A 23,262-nucleotide genomic window follows, 5' to 3' on the forward strand; every position below is an offset into this window, starting at 1 on the left:
CACCCACCGCCCGCCGGCACCGCCCGCCGACACCGCCCGAACTCCCGACCCACCGCCCGAGGACCCCTTCGTGAACTCCGACGCCGCCGCTACCGGCGCTGCGCTGTACGCCGTCACCGACCCCGCCACCGGGGAGCTCGTCCGCACCTTCCCCACCGCCACCGACCTCGAGGTCGAGTCGGCCCTCGCCCGGGCCGCCGCCGCGGGGAGGGCGTGGGGACGGGAGACCTCCGTCGACCAGCGGGCGGCGCTCCTGCACCGCGTCGCCGACCTGCACGAGGAGCGTGCCGACGGCCTCGCCCGGATCATCACGCGGGAGATGGGGAAGCCGCACGACGAGGCGGTCGGCGAGGTGCAGTTCAGCGCCGCGATCTACCGCTACTACGCCGACAACGCCGCGGACTTCCTCGCCGACGAGCCGATCCCCGTGCTCGAGGGCGAGGGAACGGCGCTGGTGCGGCGCGCGCCGTACGGCGTCCTGCTGGGCATCATGCCGTGGAACTACCCCGCCTACCAGGTCGCCCGCTTCGCCGCCCCGAACCTCGCCGCCGGCAACACGATCCTGCTCAAGCACGCGCCGCAGTGCCCCGGGTCCGCGGCGGCGCTCGAGGACGTCTTCGCCGACGCGGGCCTGCCCCGCGGTGCCTACACGAACCTCAACGCCACCAACGACCAGGTCACCGCCATCATCGAGGACCCGCGCCTGGCCGGTGTCTCGCTCACCGGCTCCGAGCGCGCGGGCGCCGCCGTCGCCGCGACGGCGGGCAGGAACCTGAAGAAGGTCGTGCTGGAGCTCGGCGGCTCGGACGCGTTCCTCCTGCTCTCGACCGACGACCTCGACCCGGTCGTGGACCAGGCCGTCGCCGCCCGGCTCGAGAACACCGGCCAGGCCTGCAACGCGGCCAAGCGGTTCATCGTGGCGGGCGACCTCTACGAGCCGTTCGTGCAGCGCTTCACCGCCGCCCTCCTCGCCGCCGCCGACGGCATCGCGCCGCTCTCCTCCGAGGCGGCGGCCGAGCGCCTCGACGCCCAGGTCCGGGCCGCGGTCGACCAGGGCGCACGACTGGTCACCGGTGGCGAGCGGCGCGGGGCGCACTTCCCGCCGGCGGTCCTCACCGGGGTCACCCCGGACAACGACGCCTACCACCAGGAGCTCTTCGGCCCGGTGGCCACTGTCTTCCGCGTCGACTCCGAGGACGAGGCGGTCGCCCTCGCCAACGACACCCCCTACGGCCTCGGCTCGTACGTCTTCACCACCTCCGCCAAGCAGGCCGAGCGGGTCGCGGACCGCCTCGACGTCGGCATGGTGTTCGTCAACGGCGTGCTGGTCGAGGGCGTCGAGCTGCCCTTCGGTGGCGTCAAGAGGTCGGGCTTCGGCCGCGAGCTCGGACGCCACGGCATGGACGAGTTCGTCAACAAGAAGCTCATCCGGACCGTGCGCTGACCCCGGCGGGAGCGGTCGTCGTGGCCAGCCGCTCCCGCGGCGTGCTCGCCCGGCCGCGCTCGGGGTGGCTCAGGGCCGCGTCCACGCTGCCGATGAACCGGGTACTGCTTCGCAGCCGGCGCGACCTCGCGCCGCACCACGGGAAGGCCACGTGATCCCGCACCCCCGACCTGCGTCCCTGCTCCCGCCGACCCTCCTGGCGCTGCTGCTCGCGTGCAGCGCCCTGCCCAGCCTCGAGACGGTGGAGCGGTGGGAGGTGACGTCGTACGCCGGGTGGCCCGGCGTCGGCCTCGCCGCTCTCCTGTTCCTCACCGTCGGTGGCTCCGGCCGGCGCACGACGCTCGCCTGGCTCACAGCCCAGACGGTCGGGCTCGGCCTGGTCCTGGGCGTCGTCTACGACGTCGGGCCGCTCCTCGGCCTGGTGGGGAGCCTCGCGGTGACGGTTCCCGCGCTGGTGACGGCCAGGTGGGTGCGGCCGGGCACGGCCGCCTACCGACGGTTCAACGAGGGCGAGGTCGACGCGTACCACGGCGTCACGGCCCTCTCCGGCCTGCTGTGCGCCGCCCTGACGGCGGCGGCCGCGGTCGCCGCCGACCGCGGCGACCCGGCGCAGGTCCTGCTGACGGCCGGCATCGCCTTCTTCGCCGCATGCACCGCGCAGCTGGTCACGATCCCCTTCTGGCTGCGGTCCGCCGGCGGTTGGCGACTGGCGCACAGCGTGGAGCTGTGGGCCCAGCGGTCGATGCTCCTCGTCTTCCTCGCCGGCATCTTCGCCTTCCCGAGCACGCCTCCGGTGGGCTTCCTGGTGTTCCCGATCCTGGGCTGGGCGGCGATCCGTGCCCGTGCCCCCGAGACCCACCTCCAGGTCGCGCTCGCCTCCGGCGCCGCCTTCCTCTCGACCCTGGCCGGGCGTGGCCCGTTCGCCCTGGGCAGCGCGAGCGATCCGAGCCCGTTCACGCCCCTGCTCGTCTACATGTTCATCGCCTCGATCTGCTACCTGCTGATCCCCCTCGCGCTGACCGTCGAGAGGCTGGTGACGGTGACCAGGCAGGCCACGCGGGCGGCCACCACCGTGACGCGGATGCTCGACTCCGCCACCGGCACGGTGTTCATCGCCACCGACCCGTCCGGGACGATCACGCACTACAGTCCCGGCGCCCAGCAGGCGCTCGGCTTCGCGCCGGACGCCGTCCTCGGCCGCCACTCCTCGACCCTGCACTCCCCGGCCGAGGTGGCCCGCCATGCGGAGGCCCTCGGCGAGGACGCCGGCCCGTCGGGCACCGAGACCCACGCCGAGACCTACCTGCGCGCCGTGACCGCGCAGATCACCAGTGGCAGGCGGTCGGACTGGCTGTTCCTGCACCGCGACGGCGGCGACCGGGCCATCTCCCTCACCATCAGCGCGATGAGCGACAGCGGCCGGCTCGTCGGCTACATCGCCAGCGGCGAGGACTCCACGGACCGGATCACGACCCAGCGGGCCCTCGAGCAGGCGCTCGAGCGCGAGAGGGCCTCGGTGGAGGCCCTCCGCGCCGCCGACAAGGTCAAGCAGGACCTCGTCTCCACCGTCAGCCACGAGCTGCGGACGCCGATCACCAACGTGGCCGGGTACGTCGAGCTGCTGCTCGACGGGGAGCTCGGGGACATGCCGGTCCACCAGGTCCGGGCGGTGGAACGGATCCAGCGCAACAGCCACCGGCTGCGCCACCTCGTCGACGACCTCCTCACCCTGTCGCGTGCCGAGGCGGCCACCGAGCCGGTCGCCACCGAGGTGGTCGACCTCAACGACGTCGCCACCGCCGCCCACGACCACCTGCGCAGCCAGGTCGGCGAGCGCGCGCTCGAGGTGCGGCTCGGCACGCCACGGACCCCGGTGCCGGTGCGCGGCAACCGGGAGATGCTCGAGCGCGTCGTCGTGAACCTGCTGGGCAACGCCGTCAAGTTCACGCCGGACGGAGGATCCGTCGACCTGAGGGTCGAGCTCGACCCGCCGCCGGCGGCGGCCGAGGACGGCGACGGGACGGCCTCGCCCGCCGGCGGCCGGGCCTCCGCACCGCACGCGGCCCGGATCGTGGTGCTCGACACCGGCCTCGGGATCCCGGCCGCCGACCACCAGGCCGTGTTCGAGCGGTTCTACCGGTCGTCGGCCGCCGACGAGCACGCGATCCAGGGGACCGGCCTGGGGTTGAGCATCGTCAGGGCCATCGTCGAGCAGCACCACGGCACCGTCGTGCTCGACTCCCGGCCGGGAGTCGGCACCTCCGTCACCGTCCGGCTGCCGCTCGCCGGGGCCGGGTGACCGCTCCCCCGGGCCTCGGCCCGGTGGGGCGGGCACCCGGTCCGCGTCGGTCGGTCAGGGCCAGTCGACGGAGAGGTACTGCGTCTCCTGGAACTCCCGGAGGCCGTCCCGCGCGCCCTCGCGGCCCAGACCGCTCTGCTTGAAGCCGCCGAACGGTGCCGCCGGGTCGGAGACCAGGCCTCGGTTGACGCCGACCATGCCGGCCTCGACCTGCTCGCCCAGGCGCATGGCGCGCCCGAGGTCGCCCGCGTAGACGTAGGCGGCGAGGCCGTACTCGGTGTCGTTGACCAGGTCGACCATGTCCGCCTCCTCCGACCAGGTGGTGATCGGCAGCACCGGCCCGAAGATCTCCTCGCGCATGATGGCCGCCCCGGCCGGCACGTCGGCGAGGACCGTGGGCGCGACGAAGTGACCCGGCGCCTCGGGCAGTACGCCCCGGCCGGCCACGCGCGCACCCTCGGCCACGGCGTCCGCGACCGCGCGCTCCACCCGCTCGACGGCCGCACGGCTGATGAGCGGACCGATCGCGCACCCGTCGGCCGCGGGCCCCGTCGTCAGCTTCTCGACCTCGGCCACGATGCGCGCGGTGAAGTCGAACGCGACGTCGCTGTGGACGTAGAACCGGTTGGCGGCGGTGCAGGCCTGACCGCCGTTGCGGAACTTGGCGACCATGGCGCCGGCCACGGCGGCGTCGAGGTCGGCGTCCTCGGTGACGATGAACGGGGCGTTGCCGCCGAGCTCCATCGAGGCGTTGACGACGCGGTCGGCGGCCTGCCGCAGCAGCAGCCGGCCGACGGCCGTGGAGCCGGTGAAGGAGATCTTGCGGACGCGCTCGTCGGCCAGCCAGGCACCGACCACCCCGGCCGCGTCGGTGGTGGGCACCACGTTGACCACGCCGTCGGGCACACCTGCCTCGGTGAGCAGGCGGGCCACCGCGAGCGCCGTCAGCGGGGTCTCCGCGGCCGGCTTGAGCACGACCGTGCAGCCGGCCGCGAGGGCGGGCGCCAGCTTGCGGGTGGCCATCGCGGCCGGGAAGTTCCACGGCGTCACCAGGGCCGCGACGCCGACGGGGACGTGCCGGACGACCGTGCGCGTGCCTCCGGCCGGCGACTCGCCGTAGTCACCGCCCGGGCGGACGGCCTCCTCGGCGAACCAGCGGAAGAACTCGGCGGCGTAGGTGACCTCGCCGGCGGCGTCGACGAGCGACTTGCCGTTCTCCGCCGCGATCAGCCCGGCCAGCCGGTCGCGGTCCCGCAGCATCAGCTCGTGCGCGCGGCGCAGCACCTCCGACCGGACGCGGGGGGCGAGCCCCGCCCAGGGTCGAAGCGCCGCGGCCGCCCGGTCGACCGCGGAGCGGGCGTCGGCCAGGTCGTGGTCGCGGACGTGGTCGACGACCTCGAGGGTCGCCGGGTCCTCGACGGCGAACGTGCCGGCCAGGGCGGGCGCGGTGGTGGGGGTGGTGGTCACGGGTAGAGCCCTCTCTGACGGTGAGCCTCGGCGACGCGTCGTACGGCGAGGCAGGTGGCGGCGGTGCGGAGCGAGCAGTCGTGCTGCCGGGAGGCGGCCAGGACGTCCTGCCAGGCGCCGGCCATGCGGTCGGCCAGGCGTGCCTCGACCTCCGCCTCGCTCCACCAGTAGGCCTGGTTGGCCTGGACCCACTCGAAGTACGACACGACCACGCCGCCGGCGTTGGCGAGGATGTCCGGGACGACCAGGACGCCCCGCTCCTCCAGCAGCCGGTCGGCCTCGGTGGTGGTCGGGCCGTTGGCGCCCTCGACCACCACACGCGCCCGGACGGCGGCGGCGTTCCCGCGGTGGATCACGCCCTCGACGGCGGCAGGCACGAGCAGGTCGACGTCGAGCGCGAGCAGCACGTCGTTCTCGACCGGCTCGGCGCCGGACCAACCGGTCACCGAGCCGGTGCGGTCCACGTGGTCCTCCAGCGCGGGCAGGTCGAGCCCGTCGCCGCACCACACCGCGCCGTACTGGTCGCTGACGGCGGTGACCCGGACGCCCGCCTCGTCGAGGAAGCGGGCGGTGCCGCGGCCGACCTTCCCGAACCCCTGCACCGCCGCGGTGGCGGACGCCGGGTCGATCGCGAGGTGGCGCAGCGCGGCGAGCGCGGTGTAGACGACACCCCGGGAGGTGGCGCTGGCCCGGCCCAGGGATCCGCCGAGGCTGATCGGCTTGCCGGTGACGACGCCGAGCACCGTGTGGCCGCTGGCGACCGAGTAGGTGTCCATCATCCAGGCCATCGTCTGCTCGTCGGTGCCGATGTCGGGAGCGGGGATGTCCCGGGTGGGACCGATCATCGGCATGATCTCGGAGGTGTAGCGGCGGGTGACGCGCTCGAGCTCGGCGGTGGAGTACTGCCGCGGGTCGATCACGACCCCTCCCTTGGCGCCGCCGTAGGGCACGTCGAGCAGCGCGCACTTCCAGGTCATCCACATCGCGAGGGCGCGGACCTCGTCGAGGTCGACGTCCGGGCTGTAGCGCAGGCCGCCCTTCGCGGGACCGCGGGACAGGTTGTGCTGCACCCGGTGCCCGGTGAGGACCTCCGTCGTGCCGTCGTCGCGGCGCAGGGGGATGCTGACCGTCACCTCGCGCCGGGGCGCGGCCAGCACCGCCGTCTCCGCGGCGTCGTAGCCGAGGATCGCGGCCGCCTCGGCCAGCTGGGCCCGGGCCTCGCCGAGCGGGCCGGCGACGCTCGTGCGCGTCGGCTCCGCGACGGCCGACCCCGTGCTCACCGCGTGCCCGCCAGGAGGTCGGCGAGGACGTCGAGCGCCTCGTGGAGCAGGTCGTCGCCGATCGCGAGCGGCGGCAGGAACCGCAGCACGTTGCCGTACGTGCCGCAGGTCAGCACGATGACGCCGGCGCGGTGTGCGGCGGCGGCGAGCTCGCGGGTCAGCACCGGGTCCGGCGTCGTGGTGCCGGGCTCGACGAGCTCGACGGCGATCATCGCCCCGCGTCCGCGGACGTCGCCGATGCGGGCGTCGTCGGCCTGCAGGCGGTGCAGCCGGTCCTTCATCAGCCGCTCGACCTCCCGCGCGCGGCCCACGAGGTCCTCGGCCTCGATCGTCTCGATCGCGGCCAGGGCGGCGGCGCAGGCGAGCGGGTTGCCGCCGTAGGTGCCGCCGAGCCCACCGGCGTGGACCGCGTCCATCAGCTCGGCCCGTCCGGTGACGGCCGAGAGCGGGAGGCCGCCGGCGATGCCCTTGGCGGTGACGATGAGGTCGGGCACGACGCCCTCGTGGTCGCAGGCGAACAGGTCGCCGGTGCGGGCGAACCCGGTCTGCACCTCGTCCGCGACGAGCACGACGTCGTTGGCCCGGCACCATGCCGCCAGCGCCGGCAGGAACCCGGTTGCCGGCTCGATGAAGCCGCCCTCACCCTGGATCGGCTCGATCACCACGGCGGCGAGGTTCTCCGCGCCGACCTGCTTCTCCACCACGTCCAGCGCGCGGGCGGCGGCGGCCTGGCCGTCGACCTCCTTGCCGTCGCGGAAGGGGTAGGACAGCGGAGCGCGGTAGACCTCGGGCGCGAACGGTCCGAACCCGTGCTTGTACGGCATGTTCTTCGCCGTCATCGCCATCGTGAGGTTGGTGCGACCGTGGTAGGCGTGGTCGAAGACCACGACCGCGTCCTTGCCGGTGGCCACCCGGGCGATCTTGACGGCGTTCTCGACCGCCTCGGCGCCGGAGTTGAACAGCGCGGTCCGCTTGGCGTGGTCGCCGGGGGTGAGCCGGTTGAGGGCCTCCGCGACGGCGACGTACCCGTCGTACGGCGTGACCATGAAACAGGTGTGCGTGAACGCCGCGACCTGCTGCTGCACCGCCTCGACCACCCGCGGGGCGCTGTTGCCCACGGTCGTGACGGCGATGCCGGAGCCCAGGTCGATGAGGTGGTTGCCGTCCACGTCGACCACCACACCGCCCCCGGCCCTCGCGGCGAAGACCGGCATCGTGGTGCCGACGCCGGCCGCGACGGCGGCGGTCTTGCGCTCCATCAGCGCGCGCGAGCGGGGGCCGGGGAGGTCGGTGACGAGCGCCCGGTGCTGGGTCACGCCGGCGGTGCTCGGGGGCTGGGTGGTCATGGCGGTGCCCTTCTGTCGGTGGGGCTCCAGCCTCCGCCCGGGCTCGTATGCTGTCCAATACTTGTTCCTTCTCGTTCCCATGCCCAGGAGGCATCGCTGTGGAGCTGCGCCACCTGCGGTACCTGGTCGCCGTCGCCGACCACGGCACGGTCAGCCGCGCCGCCGAGCGCCTCTTCGTCACCCAGCCCGGGCTCTCCCGCCAGCTGCGCCAGCTCGAGCAGGAGCTCGGCGTCGCTGTCTTCGAGCGCTCCGCGGGCCGGTTGACGCTCAGCAGCGCGGGTCGCTCCCTGGTGCCGCTGGCCCGGGACCTGCTCGAGCGCGTCGACGCCTTCGGGGTCGCGGCGACGTACTACGCCGAGGGGCGGCTCGACCGGGTGGTGATCGGCGCGCCGACCGTCACCCTGACCGACGTCGTCGCGCCCTTCATCGCCACCCTGGCGCCCGACGACCCCACCACGGACGTGGTCGGGGCGGACGGGCTGTCGACCGCCGAGGTGCTCGGTCGCGGGGCGGACCTCGCGATCGGCACCGCGCGCCCGGCCGCGCCGTACCGCTCCCGGCCGCTCGCCGTGCTGCCGGTCTGGGCCTACGTGCCACGTGACCACCGCTGGGCCCGGCGGCAGCGGGTGACCGTGGGCGACCTGGTCGGCGAGCCCGTGATCGGGCTGCCCGCGGCCTTCACGGCCCGCCAGGCCCTGGAGGCCGCCGTGGTCGGGGCGGGCGTGGCCGGCGGGACGTTCGTCGAGGCGGCCAACGGCACCGTCGCCCAGGCGCTGGCCGCGGCGGGCCGCGGGGTCGCGGTGGTGTCCGACGACCCCCGCTACGACCTGGTGCCCCTGGCCGTGGAGCTCCCGGACCGCGGCACGCTGAGCGTCCGCCTGCTGGCCGTCTGGGACTCCCGCCACGTCGCGGCGCCGACCCTGGAGGCCCTCTCGAGCCGGCTCAGTGCCTTCGTCTGCGACCGGTACGGCGTCCCGCCGGCCTGACCGGCGCGGTCAGGTGGCCGCGGCGACCAGGCTCGCCACCAGCACGAGCGGCAGCGAGACGACCGCACCGAGCGAGGTGGCCAGGGTGAGCGTCTTCAGGCTGCCCTTGGTGGACAGGTCGAGCAGCGTGGTGAACATCCAGAAGAAGTTGCTGTTCACGTGCAGCGCGAACATCGCACCGGAGGCGATGGCCAGGGCGATGACGACCGGGTCGACCCCGAGCGAGCCGACGACCGGCGCGATGATGCCGGCCGCGGTGATCGCGGCGACGGAGACCGAGCCAATCGCGAAGTGCAGCACCGCCGCGATGAACCACGCGAGCAGGATGCTGAGGACGACCGGTGCGTTCTCGTCCGCCGCGAACAGGTCGGTGAGCGTCGCGTCCAGCCCGCTCCCGGCGATGACCGCACCCAGCGAGCCGCCGACGCCGGTGACCAGCAGGATCTCGCCGGTCGTGTGGAACCCGGACGTCAGGACCTTGCCGACCCCGTCCGCGCCCAGCGACGGGCGGACCATGAAGAACGCGATCAGCAGGCCGAGGAAGAGCGCGATGTTGGCGTCGCCGAGGAACGCGAGCGCCGCGGGGAGGTCGCCGACGACGTCGACGATCGCCGCGGACGCGATCAGCACCAGCGGCACCAGGATCGGCAGCAGGCGCACGAGGAGCGGCAGCCGCGCCGCGCTCTCGGCGTGCGGGACCTCCTCGGCCTCCACGTCCGGGTCGTCCCCACGGGCGACCACGTCGGGGTCGAGGTCGGTGTCCTCCTTCCACAGCCCCCAGCCCAGCAGCAGCCGGAAGAGGACCGTGGTGATGAGGGCGGTCGCCAGCCCGATCGGCACGCCGTAGAGCAGGTAGGTGCCCAGCGGCACGTCCATCAGCCCGGCGATGGCGACCGCGGCGAGGCCCGGCACGACGAACACGTAGCCGGAGAAGATGCCGATGCCCATCGCGCCCGCGAGCCACGGCAGCCCGTGCCGACGGTCCACCGCCGCCGCCGACTCCTTGGCCATCGGCGCTGCCAGCACCACCTGCACGTCGACGTAGATCGACGGGAAGATCGTCGAGAGCGTCGCCGCCATGGCGTACGGCAGGCGTCGGCCGACCCGGCGGGCCAGCAGGTCGACGAGGTCGCGGAACGTGCCCATCGAGTGCAGCAGCGCGCCGATGAGCACGCCGAAGCCGATGAGCAGGCCGACCTCCGCCATGATCTCGCCGAAGCCGCCGGTGATCTCCCCGACGGTGCCCTCGGCGCCCTGCCCGGTGGCGAGGCCGAGGTAGACGCTCGCGACGAGCAGCGAGATCACCGGGTCGATCCCGAACCGGATGATCAGCAGGATCGCCGCCAGGATCGCGATGGCGGAGTGCACGATCTCCATGGGGTTCCGTTCTGTGGGGCGCGGTGGGGCCCGGGGATCGTCCCACGCGGGTCCGGGTCCGTGCCGGAGGACCTGCCGCGCGTCGGGCCGGGACGCACGACGGCGCCGGGGGCGTCAGCCCCCGGCGCCGTCGGCCTTGCCGCTGCGCGTGACCTAGTCGGCGGCCGGGGCGACGAAGGTGCCCTTGGCCGGCTGGCCGGTCTCGCCGACCGCCTCGGGCTCGCCGCCGGCGACGCCGACCTCCAGCGAGCCGTCGGAGGACTGCACCCGCACGGGCGGGGCGACCTTGAGCTCCTTGGACTCGCCGAAGGCGAGGTCCCCGGAGAAGACGATCTCGTTCGAACCGTCGCGGACCACGACGTTCGTCCCGCCGCCTGCCGCCGTCAGCAGCACCGACACCGGCTTGCCGACCTGGCTGCTGCCGTTGTCGATCCCGCGCGACCCGTTGAGGACCAGCGCCTCGCCGTTGAGGTCGACCGGGCTGTCCATCACCAGGCGCGCGACCGACCAGGCCAGCACGAGCGCCATGACGGCGGCGACCAGGACCGACCAGTTCGGCCCGCCGCGGGTCCCCCGGATCGACCCGTTCGCGCCGGTGGCCAGCTCGGCCTCGAAGACGCGGCGCGGGTCGATGGGGGCGTCGGCGTACCGCTCGTCGTACGACGCCAGCAGCGGCGCCACGTCGACGCCCAGCACGCGGGCCAGCGTCCGCAGGTGGCCGCGGGCGTAGAAGTCACCGCCGCACGGCGCGAAGTCGTCGACCTCGATGGACTCGATGACGTGCGGGCGGATCCGCGTGCGGTCGGCGAGCTGGTCGACGCTGAGGCCGATCCGCGCGCGCGCCGCGGCCAGCTCCGGGCCGATCACCGGGTCGGCGGCCGGCTGCACCGGCGCCTCGATCGCGAACCCGTCGATGACCACCGGCGTCGGCGTGGCCGCACCCGCACGGGCGCCCCACACCTGGGTGTCCTCCACGAGGTCGACGCTGCCCGGTCGCCGCAGCTCCCGCGCCTCGGGCAGGGTCCGCGACACCGGGGTGACGCCGTCGCCGAGGTCGAGCGCGTTCGCGCCGTGGACCGCGTCCAGGGCCAGGCCGTCGTGGACGGTCTCGGCGCGGACGGCGGTCACCGGCGACCGCAGCGGGGTGGGGGTCGGGCTGGCCTGCGGCTGGTCGGCGGACTGGTCGGCGGGGTCGGCAGGCAGGTCGAGCGCGAACGGCGCGACCGGCACCGGCTCGGCCGCGGGCACGACCGGGCCGCCGTCGGACGACCGGCGCGAGAGCCGAGCGGCGATCGCACCGATGCCGCGCGCCAGGGCCGGTCGCGGGTCGTGCAGCCGCGGCCCCGCGGGCTCGCGGTCCTCGTCCTCCTCGTGCGCCTGCTCCGCCGCCGGCTCCGCGGGGACGACCGGCTCGCTGACCGGCTCGTGCGGGACGGGCTCCCGGGCGACGAGTGCGTCCTCCTCGACGTGCCCAGCGACGTCCCCGGCCTCGGCCTCGGCCGGCTCCGCCGCCCCGTCCTCGTCCTCGGCCTCGTCCTCGGCCTCGTCCAGCGGCAGCGTCGGGTCGAGCTCGACGACCTCGGTCCGGCCGTCGGTGAGCGCGAGCAGCGCCGACGTGAGGTCCGGGTCGGTGCTGGTGACCCGCGTCGACATCGACAGCGGCACCGAGAGCACCTGCTCGGCGCCCTCCGGCCCGGTGAGCACGACGTCGAGACGGCCGTCGTGGAGCATCCCGCGCCGCGGGAGGTGCTCGATGGAGAGCAGCGAGTCCCAGGTCATGCCGTGCCAGGCCCGGCCCTCGCGGATCCGCACCCCGTGGCCGTCGGCGACCAGGAGCGGACCGCGGGAGTCCAGCAGCCCGAGCAGGTGGACGGCGGCCAGGCCGCCCATGACGAGGAAGAGCACCCAGTCCAGCCAGGCCCCCGTCCCGGTCGCCCGGGCGAGGTAGGCGATCGCGACGGCCGAGGCGAGGCCGCCCACGACCGCCGACAGGGCCGCGTTGCGCCGGACGACGATGCCGTCCTCGGGACCGGTGGCCGCCGGGTCCTCGAACCCGCCGTACTGGTCGTCGAGCTGGAGGTCGTCGTTGTCGAGCACGTTCGATCCGTTCACATCTCCCCCTGCAGGGTCGCGATCACGCCGTCGATCTCGTCGGGCTTCACGAGCACGTCACGGGCCTTGGAGCCCTCGCTCGGACCCACCACCCCACGGCTCTCGAGGATGTCCATGAGCCGGCCCGCCTTGGCGAACCCGACCCGGAGCTTGCGCTGCAGCATCGAGGTGGACCCGAACTGCGTGGAGACCACGAGCTCGATGGCCTGGATGACCAGGTCCATGTCGTCGCCGATGTCGTCGTCGAGCTCGCGCTTGGCCGCGGCCGGAGCGGTGACGTCCTCGCGGTACGTCGGCTCCAGCTGCGCCTTGCAGTGCTTGACCACCAGCGCGATCTCGGCCTCGGTGACCCACGAGCCCTGCACGCGCACCGGCTTGGAGGCGCCCATCGGCAGGAACAGCCCGTCACCCTGGCCCACCAGCTTCTCCGCGCCCGGCTGGTCCAGGATGACCCGGCTGTCGGCGAGCGAGGAGGTCGCGAACGCCAGCCGCGAGGGCACGTTGGCCTTGATCAGGCCGGTGACCACGTCGACCGACGGGCGCTGGGTGGCGAGCACCAGGTGGATGCCGGCCGCACGCGCGAGCTGGGTGATCCGGACGACGGCGTCCTCGACGTCGCGCGGGGCGACCATCATCAGGTCCGCGAGCTCGTCGACGATCACCAGCAGGTACGGGTACGGCGTGAGCTCGCGCTCGCTGCCCGGGGGCACCTCGACCTTGCCCGCCCGGACGGCCTTGTTGAAGTCGTCGATGTGGCGGAACCCGAAGTTGGCGAGGTCGTCGTAGCGCATGTCCATCTCGCGCACGACCCACGCCAGCGCCTCGGCGGCCTTCTTGGGGTTGGTGATGATCGGGGTGATCAGGTGCGGGACGCCCTCGTAGGCGTTCAGCTCGACCCGCTTGGGGTCGACCATGATCATTCGCACCTCGTCGGGCGTCGACCGCATCAGGATCGAGGTGATCATCGAGTTGATGAACGACGACTTTCCCGAGCCGGTGGCACCGGCCACGAGCAGGTGCGGCATCTTCGCCAGGTTCGCGACGACGAAGCCGCCCTCGACGTCCTTGCCGAGGCCGGCCACCATCGGGTGGTGGTCGCCGCGGGCGGCGCCGGAGCGCAGCACGTCGCCGAGGGAGACGATCTCCTTGTCGACGTTCGGGATCTCGATGCCGATGGCGGACTTGCCGGGGATCGGGCTGAGGATGCGCACGTCGGCCGAGGCCACCGCGTAGGCGATGTTCTTCGACAGCGCCGTGACCTTCTCGACCTTGACCGCGGGGCCCAGCTCGACCTCGTAGCGGGTGACCGTCGGGCCGCGGGTGTAGCCCGTGACCTGGGCGTCGATGGCGAACTCCTCCATCACCTGGGTCAGCCGGTCGACGACCGCGTCGCTGGCCTTGGAGCGGGCCTTGTGGACCGATCCGGGCTTGAGGACGTCGTTGCCCGGCAGGGAGTAGACGACGTCGCCGGAGATCGCCAGCTGCTCGGCGCGCTCGGGGAGCGGCGTGTGCGGGGGCGGCTGGATGTCGCCGCGGGCGAGCTCGCCGGTCGCGTCGGAGACGGCCTCGGTGAGCACCGTGGCGTCGGGGTCGGAGAGGTCGGGGAACGAGGGGACCTCGTCGGCGTAGGGGTCGAAGACCTCCGCGCCGGCGTCGGCCTCGGGCTCCTCGACCGCCGCGGCCTTGCGGCCACGACGCTTCTTGACCTCGCGGTCCTCCAGGACCGGCGTGTCGTACGCCGGGTCGCCCATGTCCGGGTCGATCTCGTCGTCCTCGGGCGCGCCGCGGCGGCGGCGCGCGGACCCCTCGTCGGCCGGGTCCTCGACCCCGCGACCGAGCAGCCGGTCGCGCAGGTCGGCGAGCCGCTCGGGCACGAGGTAGACCGGCGTCGAGGTGATCACCAGGACGCCGAAGGCGGAGAGCAGCAGGAGCAGCGGGACGACGACGTACGCCGTGCGCAGCAGGTCCAGCAGCAGGGAGGAGACGACGAACCCGATCGCCCCGCCGGCGCCCTGGAGGTCGCTGGCGTCGCCGGCGACGGGCTGCGGGTTGCCGTTGGCGATGTGGACGATGCCGAGCACGCCGAAGGCGAGCGCGGTCCAGCCGATGACCTGGCGGCCTGCGGGGCCGTTGCTGATCGGGTCGCGCATCGTGCGCAGGCCGACGTAGGCCACGGCCATCGGGACGAACCAGCCGACCTTGCCGACCGTGCCGGAGACCGCGGTGCGGGCCAGGTCCATGACCCCGCCCGGGACCTGGAACCAGACCGCTGCGGCGACGACCAGGGAGAGGCCGAGGAGCAGCAGGCCGACGCCGTCGCGGCGGTGCTCGGGGTCGATGTCGCGGGCGCCGTGCCCGATGCCGCGGGCGACGGCGCCGACGCCGTGCGCGACGCCGAGCCAGACGGCGACGAGCCCCCGGGCGAGGGCCTGGAAGAGACGGGCGACCGGCCCCGGCCCCGAGCGGACCGCCCGTGGGGCCGGGCGGGCCGCCGGGCGGGCAGGCTTGCGGGCCACGGGACGCTTCTTGCTCGCGCTCGCGGCGGGTCGTCGGGTGGGCGTACTCCGGGATCGGGTGCTCGAACTCCCACGGCCGCTGCTGCTGGCTGACCTGGACGTGGACGTGCTCTTGCTCCGCGACCCCGGCGGGGAAGACGTACGGGTCGCCATGGTGGTCAACCTACTTCGGCGTCACACCAGTCACAGGGACCACAGGAGTGCGTGTCGTCCCCGCCCGGCCGGCCCGTCCGGGGCGCCGGGTGGACCGCCGTCACGCCGCGTGCACGCCTTGCGGCCTGATCACGGAACGGCGACGAATTGTCCGGCGCCTCTGGACCTGCGCGGGGAGCCGTCCCTAGGGTGCCCGGGTCGGCCCGGAGACGTGGCCGGCGCCACCCATACTCGGAGGGTTACCTAAGTGAAGATCCTGAAGACGGGGCTGAGCCTCGTTCTGCTGGGTGCCGGCGTCGCCGCCGTTCCCACCCAGCCGGCCACCGCGGCGGAGCCGATCGCTCCGGCGGACGGCCGGTCCCTCGTGCAGCGCCTCAAGAGCGACGCCGAGGGCGCGGTCCGGCTGGCCACCGAGCCAGCCACCGGAAAGATCGGCTTCGCGCGCGCCGCGCGCGGCGGCGACCTGCTGCCCGACGTCCGCGCCTCCGGACGCGCCGGCGCCGTCGAGAAGGCGAACGCCTTCCTCGACCGCCACGCCCGCGTGTTCGGCGCCACCGCCGACCAGCTGCGCGAGTCCTCGGTCCAGGAGACCGCCCGCGGGTGGGCCGTGCGGTTCGACCAGACCTACCGCGGGCTGCCCGTCTTCGGCGGCCAGCTCGTCGCGAGCGTGGACGACGACGGCGACCTCACCGCGGTCAGCGGGTACGTCGCGCCCGACCTGCGCCTGGGCACCACGCCGCGCACCAGCGCGGCCGAGGCCGGGCGCCGCGCCGTGGCCACGGTGCGGGAGGACCCGCCCGGCGAGACGCCGCTCGACCTGTCGGGGTTGCGGGTCACCGACAACACCCTCTCGGTGTACCGGATGGGCTCGGTCAAGGGCGAGACCGGTCCGGCGCGCCTGGTCCACGTGGTCGGCGTCGGCAACGGCACCACCGTGCGCGAGAAGGTCTTCGTCGACGCGCTCACCGGCAAGTTCCTCAACCGCTACTCGATGATCCACACCGCGCTCAACCGCGAGCTGCGCGAGGCGAAGCTCGAGAGCGACGGCGGCACGCCCGACGACGTCAGCGACGACAAGATCTCCTACACGACCGTCTACCGCGAGGGCGACCCGCTGCCCGGCTCGCTGGACGAGGACCAGCTCAACGAGGTCAACGGCACCGGCGAGGCGTACTGGTTCTTCAAGAACACCTTCGGCCGGGACTCCTTCGACGGCAAGGGCGCGAAGATGGTGACGGTCAACAACGACCCGACCATCGCCTGCCCCAACGCCAACTGGAACGGCAAGACGACCAACTACTGCTCGGGCGTCAGCTCCGACGACACCGTCGCCCACGAGTGGGGCCACGCCTACACCGAGTACACCTCCGGGCTGGTCTACCAGTGGCAGTCCGGAGCGATGAACGAGGCGTTCTCCGACATCTGGGGCGAGACCGTCGACCAGATCAACGACCGCTACAACGAGACCCCGGACGTCAAGCGGGCCGACGGCCTCTGCTCGGCCTACACCGGCGCCATCCCGGTGCTCACCATCACCGCCCCGGAGTCGATCGCCAAGGAGTGCGCCACGGGCGGCACGCTCGGTGAGATCGACGGGCCGATCACCGGCCAGGTGGTCGCCCCGACCGACGCCGAGGAGGAGGGCGGCACCACGACCGACGGCTGCTCGCCGTACGCCGACGCGTCCGCCGCCGCGGGCAAGATCGTCCTGGTCGACCGCGGCCTGTGCACGTTCGTCGAGAAGGCCCAGGTCGCCAAGGCGGCCGGTGCGAAGGCCGTCATCATCGGCAACCGCGAGGAGGCCCCGATCGGCTTCACCGACGCCGACAAGAGCCTCCCGCCGACGGTGTCGATCGGCCTGACCGACCGCGAGACGATCCGGAAGACCCTGGCCGACGGCCAGCCGGTCGAGGTCGAGATCATCGACGCCGGCGGCGACCGGTTCGACTCCTACCGCTGGCTCTCCGGCGAGGGCGACCCCGCCTTCGGCGGCGCGATCCGCGACATGTGGAACCCCACCTGCCTCGGCGACCCGGCCAAGGTCTCCGACGCGGAGTACAAGTGCTCCACCGACGACAGCGGCGGCGTGCACAGCAACTCCGGCGTGGTCAACCACGCCTACGCCCTCCTGGTCGACGGCGGCACGTCCAACGACGTCACCGTGGCCGGTCTCGGCCTCGACAAGGCGGCGAACATCTTCTGGCAGACCCAGGTCGCGCACCTGACGCCCACGTCGAACTTCGTCGACCTGGCCGACGGGCTCGAGGCCTCCTGCACCGAGCTGGTCGGCAAGGACATCAACCGGGTGTCCACCGACCCCGGCGGCACCTCGCAGCCCGCGGCGGAGATCGTGGCCGGCGACTGCGCGTCGGTCTCGGCCGTCGTGGCCGCCACCGAGCTGCGCAAGGACCCCACGCAGTGCAACTTCCGCCCGCTGCTGCGCAAGGGCGGACCGGCGACCTGCGGCGGGGGCACGACCTCGAAGGTGCTCTACAAGGAGGACTTCGAGGACGGCCTGGCCGGCTGGAAGAAGTCCGAGCGCGTGGCGTTCAAGGGTGGCAAGGGCATCCCGTGGCGCGCCAGCCGCGAGGTCACCGGCAACCGGTCCAAGGTCGCCTTCGACCCCAGCGACGACCGCGGCACCTGCACCTACGACCGGTTCGACCGGTCGAGCGCCAACGCGATCACCAGCCGGGCGATCCGTCTCCGTGGCGGCGGCACGGGCATGCGCCTGCAGTTCCGGCACTACGTCGCCAGCGAGCTCGACGTGGACGGCGGCAACGTCAAGGTCAAGCTCGGCTCGGGCAAGTGGAAGGTCGTCAAGCCGGCCGCCTACCTGTTCAACGCGCCGAACACCACCCTGCTGACCAAGGCCGAGGGCAACACCAACCCGATGGCCTCCCAGCCGGCCTTCTCCGGCACCGACGGCAACGTCGCCGGCGGGTCCTGGGGCCGCTCGATCATCGACCTGAAGAAGATCGGCGCCAAGCCGGGCACGAAGATCAAGCTGCGCTTCGAGATGGGTCGTGACGGCTGCGGCGGCCTCGAGGGCTGGGCCGTCGACGACGTGAAGATCGTCGCCTGCGGGAAGAAGGGTGGCACCAAGGGCCGCCAGGAGGCCTCCGACGTCCGCTGACCCAGCGGCAGGAGCAGCACCCGCAGCACCGCAGAGGCCCCGCCCGGAGCGATCCGGGCGGGGCCTCTCGCCGTCCTCAGGACGTCCGGCCGTCGTACGCCGCACGCTCGGCCAGGACGTCGTCCACGTGGGTCTCGGCAGGCCCTCGGCTCGTCGCGGCCTCAGGACTCGATGACCACCGGGATGATCATCGGCCGCCGGCGGTGCGTGCCGCTGACCCAGCGGCCGATCACGCGCCGTACGGTCTGCTGCAGCTGGTAGGTGTCGGTGTTGCCCTCGGCGACCGCCCGGTCGAGCGCGTCGATGATGGGCTGCTTGATCTCGTCGAAGTCCACGGCGTCCTCGACGAAGCCCCGGGCGTGGATCTCCGGCCCGCCGGAGACCTTGCCGCTGACGGAGTCCATCACCACGATCACCGAGATGAACCCCTCCTCGCCGAGGATCCGGCGGTCCTTGAGGTCGGACTCGGTGATGTCGCCGACCGAGGAGCCGTCGACGAAGACGTAGCCGCACTCGACCTTGCCGGTGATGCTGGCGACGCCGTCGACCAGGTCGACCACGACGCCGTCCTCGGCGACGACGACGTTCTCCACGCCGGTCGCCCTGGCCAGGTCGCGGTTGGCCAGCAGGTGCCGGATCTCGCCGTGGACGGGCAGCACGTTGCGCGGCTTGACGATGTTGTAGCAGTAGAGCAGCTCGCCGGCGCTGGCGTGCCCCGAGACGTGGACGAGCGCGTTGCCCTTGTGCACGACCCGGGCACCCCAGCGGGCGAGGCCGTTGATCACGCGGTAGACGGCGTTCTCGTTGCCCGGGATGAGGCTCGAGGCGAGCAGCACGGTGTCGCCCTCCTCGAGGTGGACGAAGTTGTGGCTGCGCTGGGCGATCCGGCTCAGCGCCGACATCGGCTCGCCCTGGGAGCCGGTGGAGATCAGCACCTGGTGCTGCGGCGGGAGGTCGGCGAGGTCCTTGGTGTCGACCAGCGTCCCCGGCGGCACCTTGAGGTAGCCCAGGTCGCGCGCGATGGCCATGTTGCGGACCATCGAGCGGCCGACGTACGCCACCTGGCGCTCGTGGGCGTGCGCCGCGTCGAGCACCTGCTGGACGCGGTGCACGTGGGAGGCGAAGCAGGCGACGATGATGCGCTGGGAGGACTCGCGGAACACCTGGTCGATGACCGGGGTGATCGACTTCTCCGCCGGGGTGAAGCCGGGGGTCTCGGCGTTGGTGGAGTCGGTGAGGAAGAGGTCGACGCCCTCCTCCCCCAGCCGGGCGAACGCCCGCAGGTCGGTGATTCGGCCGTCCAGCGGCAGCTGGTCCATCTTGAAGTCGCCGGTGTGGAGCACCATCCCGGCGCCGGTCCGGATCGCCACCGCGAGCGCGTCCGGGATCGAGTGGTTGACCGCGACGAACTCCAGGTCGAAGGGACCGAAGCTGATCCGGTCGCCCTCGGAGACCCGGTGGTGCACGGTCTCGCGCAGGCGGTGCTCGCGCAGCTTGGAGTCCAGCAGCGCTAAGGTGAGCTCGGAGCCGACGAGCGGGATGTCGCCGCGCTCGCGGAGGAGGTACGGCGTCGCGCCGATGTGGTCCTCGTGCCCGTGGGTCAGCACCAGGGCCTCGATCCGGTCCAGCCGGTCCCGGATCGGGCCGAAGTCCGGCAGGATCAGGTCGACGCCGGGATGGTGGTCCTCGGGGAACAGCACGCCGCAGTCGACGACCAGCAGGCGGCCGTCGTACTCGAAGACGGTCATGTTGCGGCCGACCTCGCCGAGGCCGCCGAGCGGGATGACCCGGAGGCCTCCCTGCGGCAGTACCGGCGGTTCGGACAGCTCAGGGTGCGGGTGGCTCAAGCGCGTCGGTCCTTCACGTGAGTAGACCGGCGGCCACGAGGCCGACGCGCAGCGCGGCCACCTCGTCGTCGTCCAGCTCCACGAGGGGAGAGCGGACCCGCCGGTTGTCGAGGACGCCGAGGAGCTGGAGCGCTGCCTTGGCGGTGGTCGCTCCGTAGTTGGCGACGCCCATGACGGCGTCGATCGCGGGGAGCATCCGCGTGTAGACCTGGAGCGCCGTGGCGGGGTCGCCCGCGGCGTAGGCGTCGACCATCGCCCGGAGCTGGTCGCCCGCGACGTGGCCCACGACGCTGACGAAGCCGACTGCGCCGTGCGCGAGCCAGCCGAGGTTCGCCGCGTCGTCGCCGGAGTAGACCGCGTAGCCGAGCTCGCGGATGCGCACGCCCCGGGCGAAGTCGCCGACCGCGTCCTTGACGGCCACCACGCCGTCCCAGGCGATCGCCTGCTCGTAGGTCTCGAGTGCGATCGTCGAGCCGGTGCGGCCCGGGACGTCGTAGAGCATCACGGGCAGCTCGGCGGCGTCGACGACCTGGCGGAAGTGCTGGAGGATGCCGCGCTGGCCCGGCTTGTTGTAGTACGGCGTCACGAGCAGCACGCCGTCGGCGCCGTTCTTGCGCGCCTGGTGCGCGAGGCCGACCGACGTGCGGGTGTCGTTGGTGCCCACGCCGGCCACGAGGTGGATGTCGGCGCCGACCGCGTCCCGCACGGCCGCGAGGGTGTCGCCGTCCTCCTCGGGCGTGGTGGTCGGGGACTCCCCCGTCGTGCCGGAGACCACGAGCCCGTCGTGCCCGTGGTCCACCAGGTGCCGGGCGATGCGCTGGGTCGCCTCGAGGTCGACCGCCCCGTCGGGGGTGAAGGCCGTCGCCATCGCGGTGAGGACGCGGCCGAAGGGCGCTGCGGGGGTCGCTGCCGGGGTCGAGGTGGCCGAGTCGGTCATGGGTCCAGGCTATCGCCCGACGTGCGGCATCACGTCGCGCGCCACCAGCCGGAGGTGGTCGAGGTCCGTGAGGTCGAGCACCTGGAGGTAGACCCGCTCGGCGCCCAGCGCGGCGTACCGCCCGATCTTGTCGACGACCTCCTGCGGCGTGCCGGCCAGGCCGTTCTCCCGCAGCTCGTCCTTGTCGCGGCCGATCGCGGCGGCCCGGCGCTCCACCTCGGCCTCGTCGGCGCCGACGCAGAGGACGAGCGCGTTCGACCAGGTCATGGTGGCCGGGTCGCGGTCGGCGGCCTCGCAGGCGGCACGGACGCGGCCGAACTGCGCCTCGGTGGTCGCCTCGTCGACGAACGGCAGGTTGAACTCGTCGGCGAAGCGCGCCGCCAGCGCCGGCGTGCGCTTCTTGCCCAGGCCGCCGATGAGCACCGGCGGCCCTCCCCGGCGACCGTCGGTCTGCACCGGCTTGGGCAGGCCGGGGCTGTCGGTGACCTGGTAGTGGCGACCCTCGAAGGAGAAGCCGTCGCCTCCCAGCGGGGTCGCCCAGAGGCCGGTGACGACCTCGAGCTGCTCCTCGAACCGGTCGAAGCGCTCACCGGTCGGGGGGAACGGGATGCCGTACTTGGTGTGCTCGGCCTCGAACCAGCCGGCACCGATGCCCAGCTCGACCCGGCCGCCGCTCATCTGGTCGACGCCGGCGACGCTGATCGCGAGCGGCCCGGGGTGGCGGAACGTCGCGCTCGTCATCATCGTGCCGAGGCGGATCGTGCTGGTGTCGCGGGCGAGCCCGGCCAGCGTCACCCAGGCGTCACTGGGGCCCGGCAGGCCCTCGGTGCCCATGCCGAGGTAGTGGTCGGAGCGGAAGAACGCCCCGAAGCCGAGCTCCTCGGCGGTCCTGGCGACGGCGAGGAGGTCGTCGTACGTCGCACCCTGCTGGGGTTCGGTGAAGACACGCAGCTCCATGCGCCCAGCCTCCCAGACGCCTCCAGGTCAGCCGCCCCCGAGCCCCGCGACGGCGCCGAGGAGCGGCCGGCCGGCTAGCGGCGGTCCCCGGACCGCGCGCGGAACACCCGGTCGTACCCCTCGTGGTGCTCCCGCGCGGTCTCGGGCCACTCGGCGGCGTCGTACGCCGGGAAGTGCGCGTCACCCCGCGGCTCGAGGTCGATCTCGCTGAGCACGAGCTCGTCGGCGTGCGGGAGCAGCGCGGCGTACACCTCTCCCCCGCCGGCGACCATCACGTCGCCGGGCAGCGTGGCGGCCAGGTCGAGCGCCTCCTCGACGCCGTGGGCCACGAGCACACCCTCGGCGCTCCAGGCCGGGTCACGGGTCAGCACGACCGTGGTCCGGCCCGGGAGCGGCCGGCCGATCGACTCGTAGGTCGTCCGGCCCATCAGCAGCACGTGCCCGAGGGTCAGCTCCTTGAAGAGCCGCTGCTCGCCCGGCACCTTCCAGGGGATGTCGGGTCCGTCGCCGATCACGCCGTTGCGCGCGACCGCGGCGACCAGGACGACCCGCTTGCCGCCCGGCGTCACAGGAGCGTCATACGGCGATCGGCGCCTTGATGCCCGGGTGCGGGTCGTAGCCGGCGACCTCGATGTGCTCGAGCTCGAAGGCGTCGAGCTCGGTCACCGTCGGGTCCAGCACCAGCCGCGGGAGCGGCCGCGGCTCGCGCGTGAGCTGCAGCCGGGCCTGGTCGAGGTGGTTGAGGTAGAGGTGCGCGTCGCCGAGCGTGTGGACGAAGTCGCCCACCTCGAGCCCGGTCACCTGGGCGACCATGTGGGTCAGCAGCGCGTAGGAGGCGATGTTGAACGGCACGCCGAGGAAGACGTCGCCCGAGCGCTGGTAGAGCTGGCAGGAGAGCCGGCCCGGGCCGTCGGCCTGCGGTGCGACGTAGAACTGGAACAGCGCGTGGCACGGCGCGAGGGCCATCTCGGGGATGTCCGCGACGTTCCAGGCCGAGACGATGTGCCGTCGGGAGTCCGGGTCGCGCCGGACCTGCTCCACGACCTGGGCCAGCTGGTCGACGTGGCGGCCGTCCGGCGTGGGCCAGGAGCGCCACTGGTGCCCGTAGACGGGCCCGAGCTCGCCGTCGGCGTCGGCCCACTCGTCCCAGATGCTGATGCCGCGCTCCTGGAGCCACCGGACGTTGGTGTCGCCGCGCAGGAACCAGAGCAGCTCGCCGAAGACCGAGCGGGTGTGCACCTTCTTGGTGGTCACCAGCGGGAAGCCCTCGCTGAGGTCGAACCGCATCTGGTGCCCGAAGACGCTGCGCGTGCCGGTGCCGGTGCGGTCACCCTTCTCGACGCCGTCGTCGAGGACCCGGCGGAGGAGGTCGAGGTACTGCTGCACGGAGGCGAGCCTAGACCGC

15 protein-coding genes are annotated in these 23,262 nt (G+C 73.4%); 4 read left to right on the forward strand and 11 right to left on the reverse strand.

Translation table 11 applies throughout. From position 1 onward, the window contains the following. Positions 1-70: 70 nt before the first annotated feature. Positions 71-1,444 (forward strand): NAD-dependent succinate-semialdehyde dehydrogenase, encoded by a 1,374-nt coding sequence (locus AB0N29_RS17485; RefSeq protein ID WP_364868637.1) that lies wholly within the window; start codon positions 71-73, stop codon positions 1,442-1,444. 151 nt (positions 1,445-1,595) lie between these two features. Next, positions 1,596-3,743: an ATP-binding protein gene (locus tag AB0N29_RS17490; protein ID WP_364868639.1), complete on the forward strand. Its 2,148-nt coding sequence runs from the start codon at positions 1,596-1,598 to the stop codon at positions 3,741-3,743. Between the two features lie 54 nt (positions 3,744-3,797). On the opposite strand, the gene AB0N29_RS17495 is transcribed toward AB0N29_RS17490, so the two are convergent. The 3 genes from AB0N29_RS17495 to gabT are packed head-to-tail and all read right to left on the reverse strand — an operon-like array spanning position 3,798 to position 7,836. Beyond that, complete coding sequence (locus tag AB0N29_RS17495) at positions 3,798-5,210, reverse strand: NAD-dependent succinate-semialdehyde dehydrogenase (RefSeq protein WP_364868641.1); 1,413 nt, start codon at positions 5,208-5,210, stop codon at positions 3,798-3,800. After that, entirely contained in the window at positions 5,207-6,490 is a 1,284-nt protein-coding gene (locus AB0N29_RS17500) for a Glu/Leu/Phe/Val dehydrogenase (protein ID WP_364868643.1), read from the reverse strand. Before AB0N29_RS17500 ends, AB0N29_RS17495 begins: the two co-directional genes overlap by 4 nt. Further along, positions 6,487-7,836: a 4-aminobutyrate--2-oxoglutarate transaminase gene (gabT, locus tag AB0N29_RS17505; protein WP_364868645.1), complete on the reverse strand. Its 1,350-nt coding sequence runs from the start codon at positions 7,834-7,836 to the stop codon at positions 6,487-6,489. Before gabT ends, AB0N29_RS17500 begins: the two co-directional genes overlap by 4 nt. A gap of 98 nt (positions 7,837-7,934) precedes the next feature. On the opposite strand from gabT, the gene AB0N29_RS17510 reads away from it, so the two are divergent. Next, positions 7,935-8,822, forward strand: a complete 888-nt coding sequence (locus AB0N29_RS17510; RefSeq protein ID WP_364868647.1) for a LysR family transcriptional regulator — start codon at positions 7,935-7,937, stop codon at positions 8,820-8,822. Between the two features lie 9 nt (positions 8,823-8,831). Here the strand turns inward: AB0N29_RS17510 and AB0N29_RS17515 are convergent, their stop codons facing one another. The 3 genes from AB0N29_RS17515 to AB0N29_RS17525 form a co-directional block, all read right to left on the reverse strand. Further along, positions 8,832-10,199 (reverse strand): SLC13 family permease, encoded by a 1,368-nt coding sequence (locus AB0N29_RS17515; protein ID WP_364868649.1) that lies wholly within the window; start codon positions 10,197-10,199, stop codon positions 8,832-8,834. A 153-nt stretch (positions 10,200-10,352) separates the two neighbouring features. After that, positions 10,353-12,311, reverse strand: a complete 1,959-nt coding sequence (locus tag AB0N29_RS17520) for a helix-turn-helix domain-containing protein (protein WP_364868651.1) — start codon at positions 12,309-12,311, stop codon at positions 10,353-10,355. Continuing rightward, a complete protein-coding gene (locus tag AB0N29_RS17525) occupies positions 12,308-14,980 on the reverse strand; it encodes a DNA translocase FtsK (protein ID WP_364868653.1) in 2,673 nt (890 codons plus the stop codon). Before AB0N29_RS17525 ends, AB0N29_RS17520 begins: the two co-directional genes overlap by 4 nt. 247 nt (positions 14,981-15,227) lie before the next feature. Between AB0N29_RS17525 and AB0N29_RS17530 the strand changes: the two genes are divergently transcribed. Then, a complete protein-coding gene (locus AB0N29_RS17530) occupies positions 15,228-18,116 on the forward strand; it encodes a M4 family metallopeptidase (RefSeq protein ID WP_302266979.1) in 2,889 nt (962 codons plus the stop codon). A gap of 161 nt (positions 18,117-18,277) precedes the next feature. On the opposite strand, the gene AB0N29_RS17535 is transcribed toward AB0N29_RS17530, so the two are convergent. The 5 genes from AB0N29_RS17535 to AB0N29_RS17555 all read right to left on the reverse strand — a co-directional run bounded on the left by AB0N29_RS17535 (position 18,278) and on the right by AB0N29_RS17555 (position 23,243). Further along, positions 18,278-19,963, reverse strand: coding sequence for a ribonuclease J (locus tag AB0N29_RS17535; RefSeq protein WP_364868656.1), 1,686 nt, complete (start codon positions 19,961-19,963; stop codon positions 18,278-18,280). Positions 19,964-19,976: 13 nt separating this feature from the next. Next, a complete protein-coding gene (gene dapA / locus AB0N29_RS17540) occupies positions 19,977-20,900 on the reverse strand; it encodes a 4-hydroxy-tetrahydrodipicolinate synthase (RefSeq protein WP_364868658.1) in 924 nt (307 codons plus the stop codon). Positions 20,901-20,909: 9 nt separating this feature from the next. Next, entirely contained in the window at positions 20,910-21,857 is a 948-nt protein-coding gene (locus AB0N29_RS17545; protein WP_364868660.1) for an LLM class F420-dependent oxidoreductase, read from the reverse strand. A 74-nt stretch (positions 21,858-21,931) separates the two neighbouring features. After that, positions 21,932-22,426: a dihydrofolate reductase gene (locus AB0N29_RS17550; protein ID WP_364868662.1), complete on the reverse strand. Its 495-nt coding sequence runs from the start codon at positions 22,424-22,426 to the stop codon at positions 21,932-21,934. Positions 22,427-22,433: 7 nt separating this feature from the next. Beyond that, positions 22,434-23,243, reverse strand: coding sequence for a thymidylate synthase (locus AB0N29_RS17555; RefSeq protein WP_302266985.1), 810 nt, complete (start codon positions 23,241-23,243; stop codon positions 22,434-22,436). Positions 23,244-23,262: the final 19 nt, after the last annotated feature.

Origin of the sequence: Nocardioides sp. NPDC092400 (assembly GCF_040684155.1) — a bacterium.
Lineage (GTDB): Bacteria > Actinomycetota > Actinomycetes > Propionibacteriales > Nocardioidaceae > Nocardioides.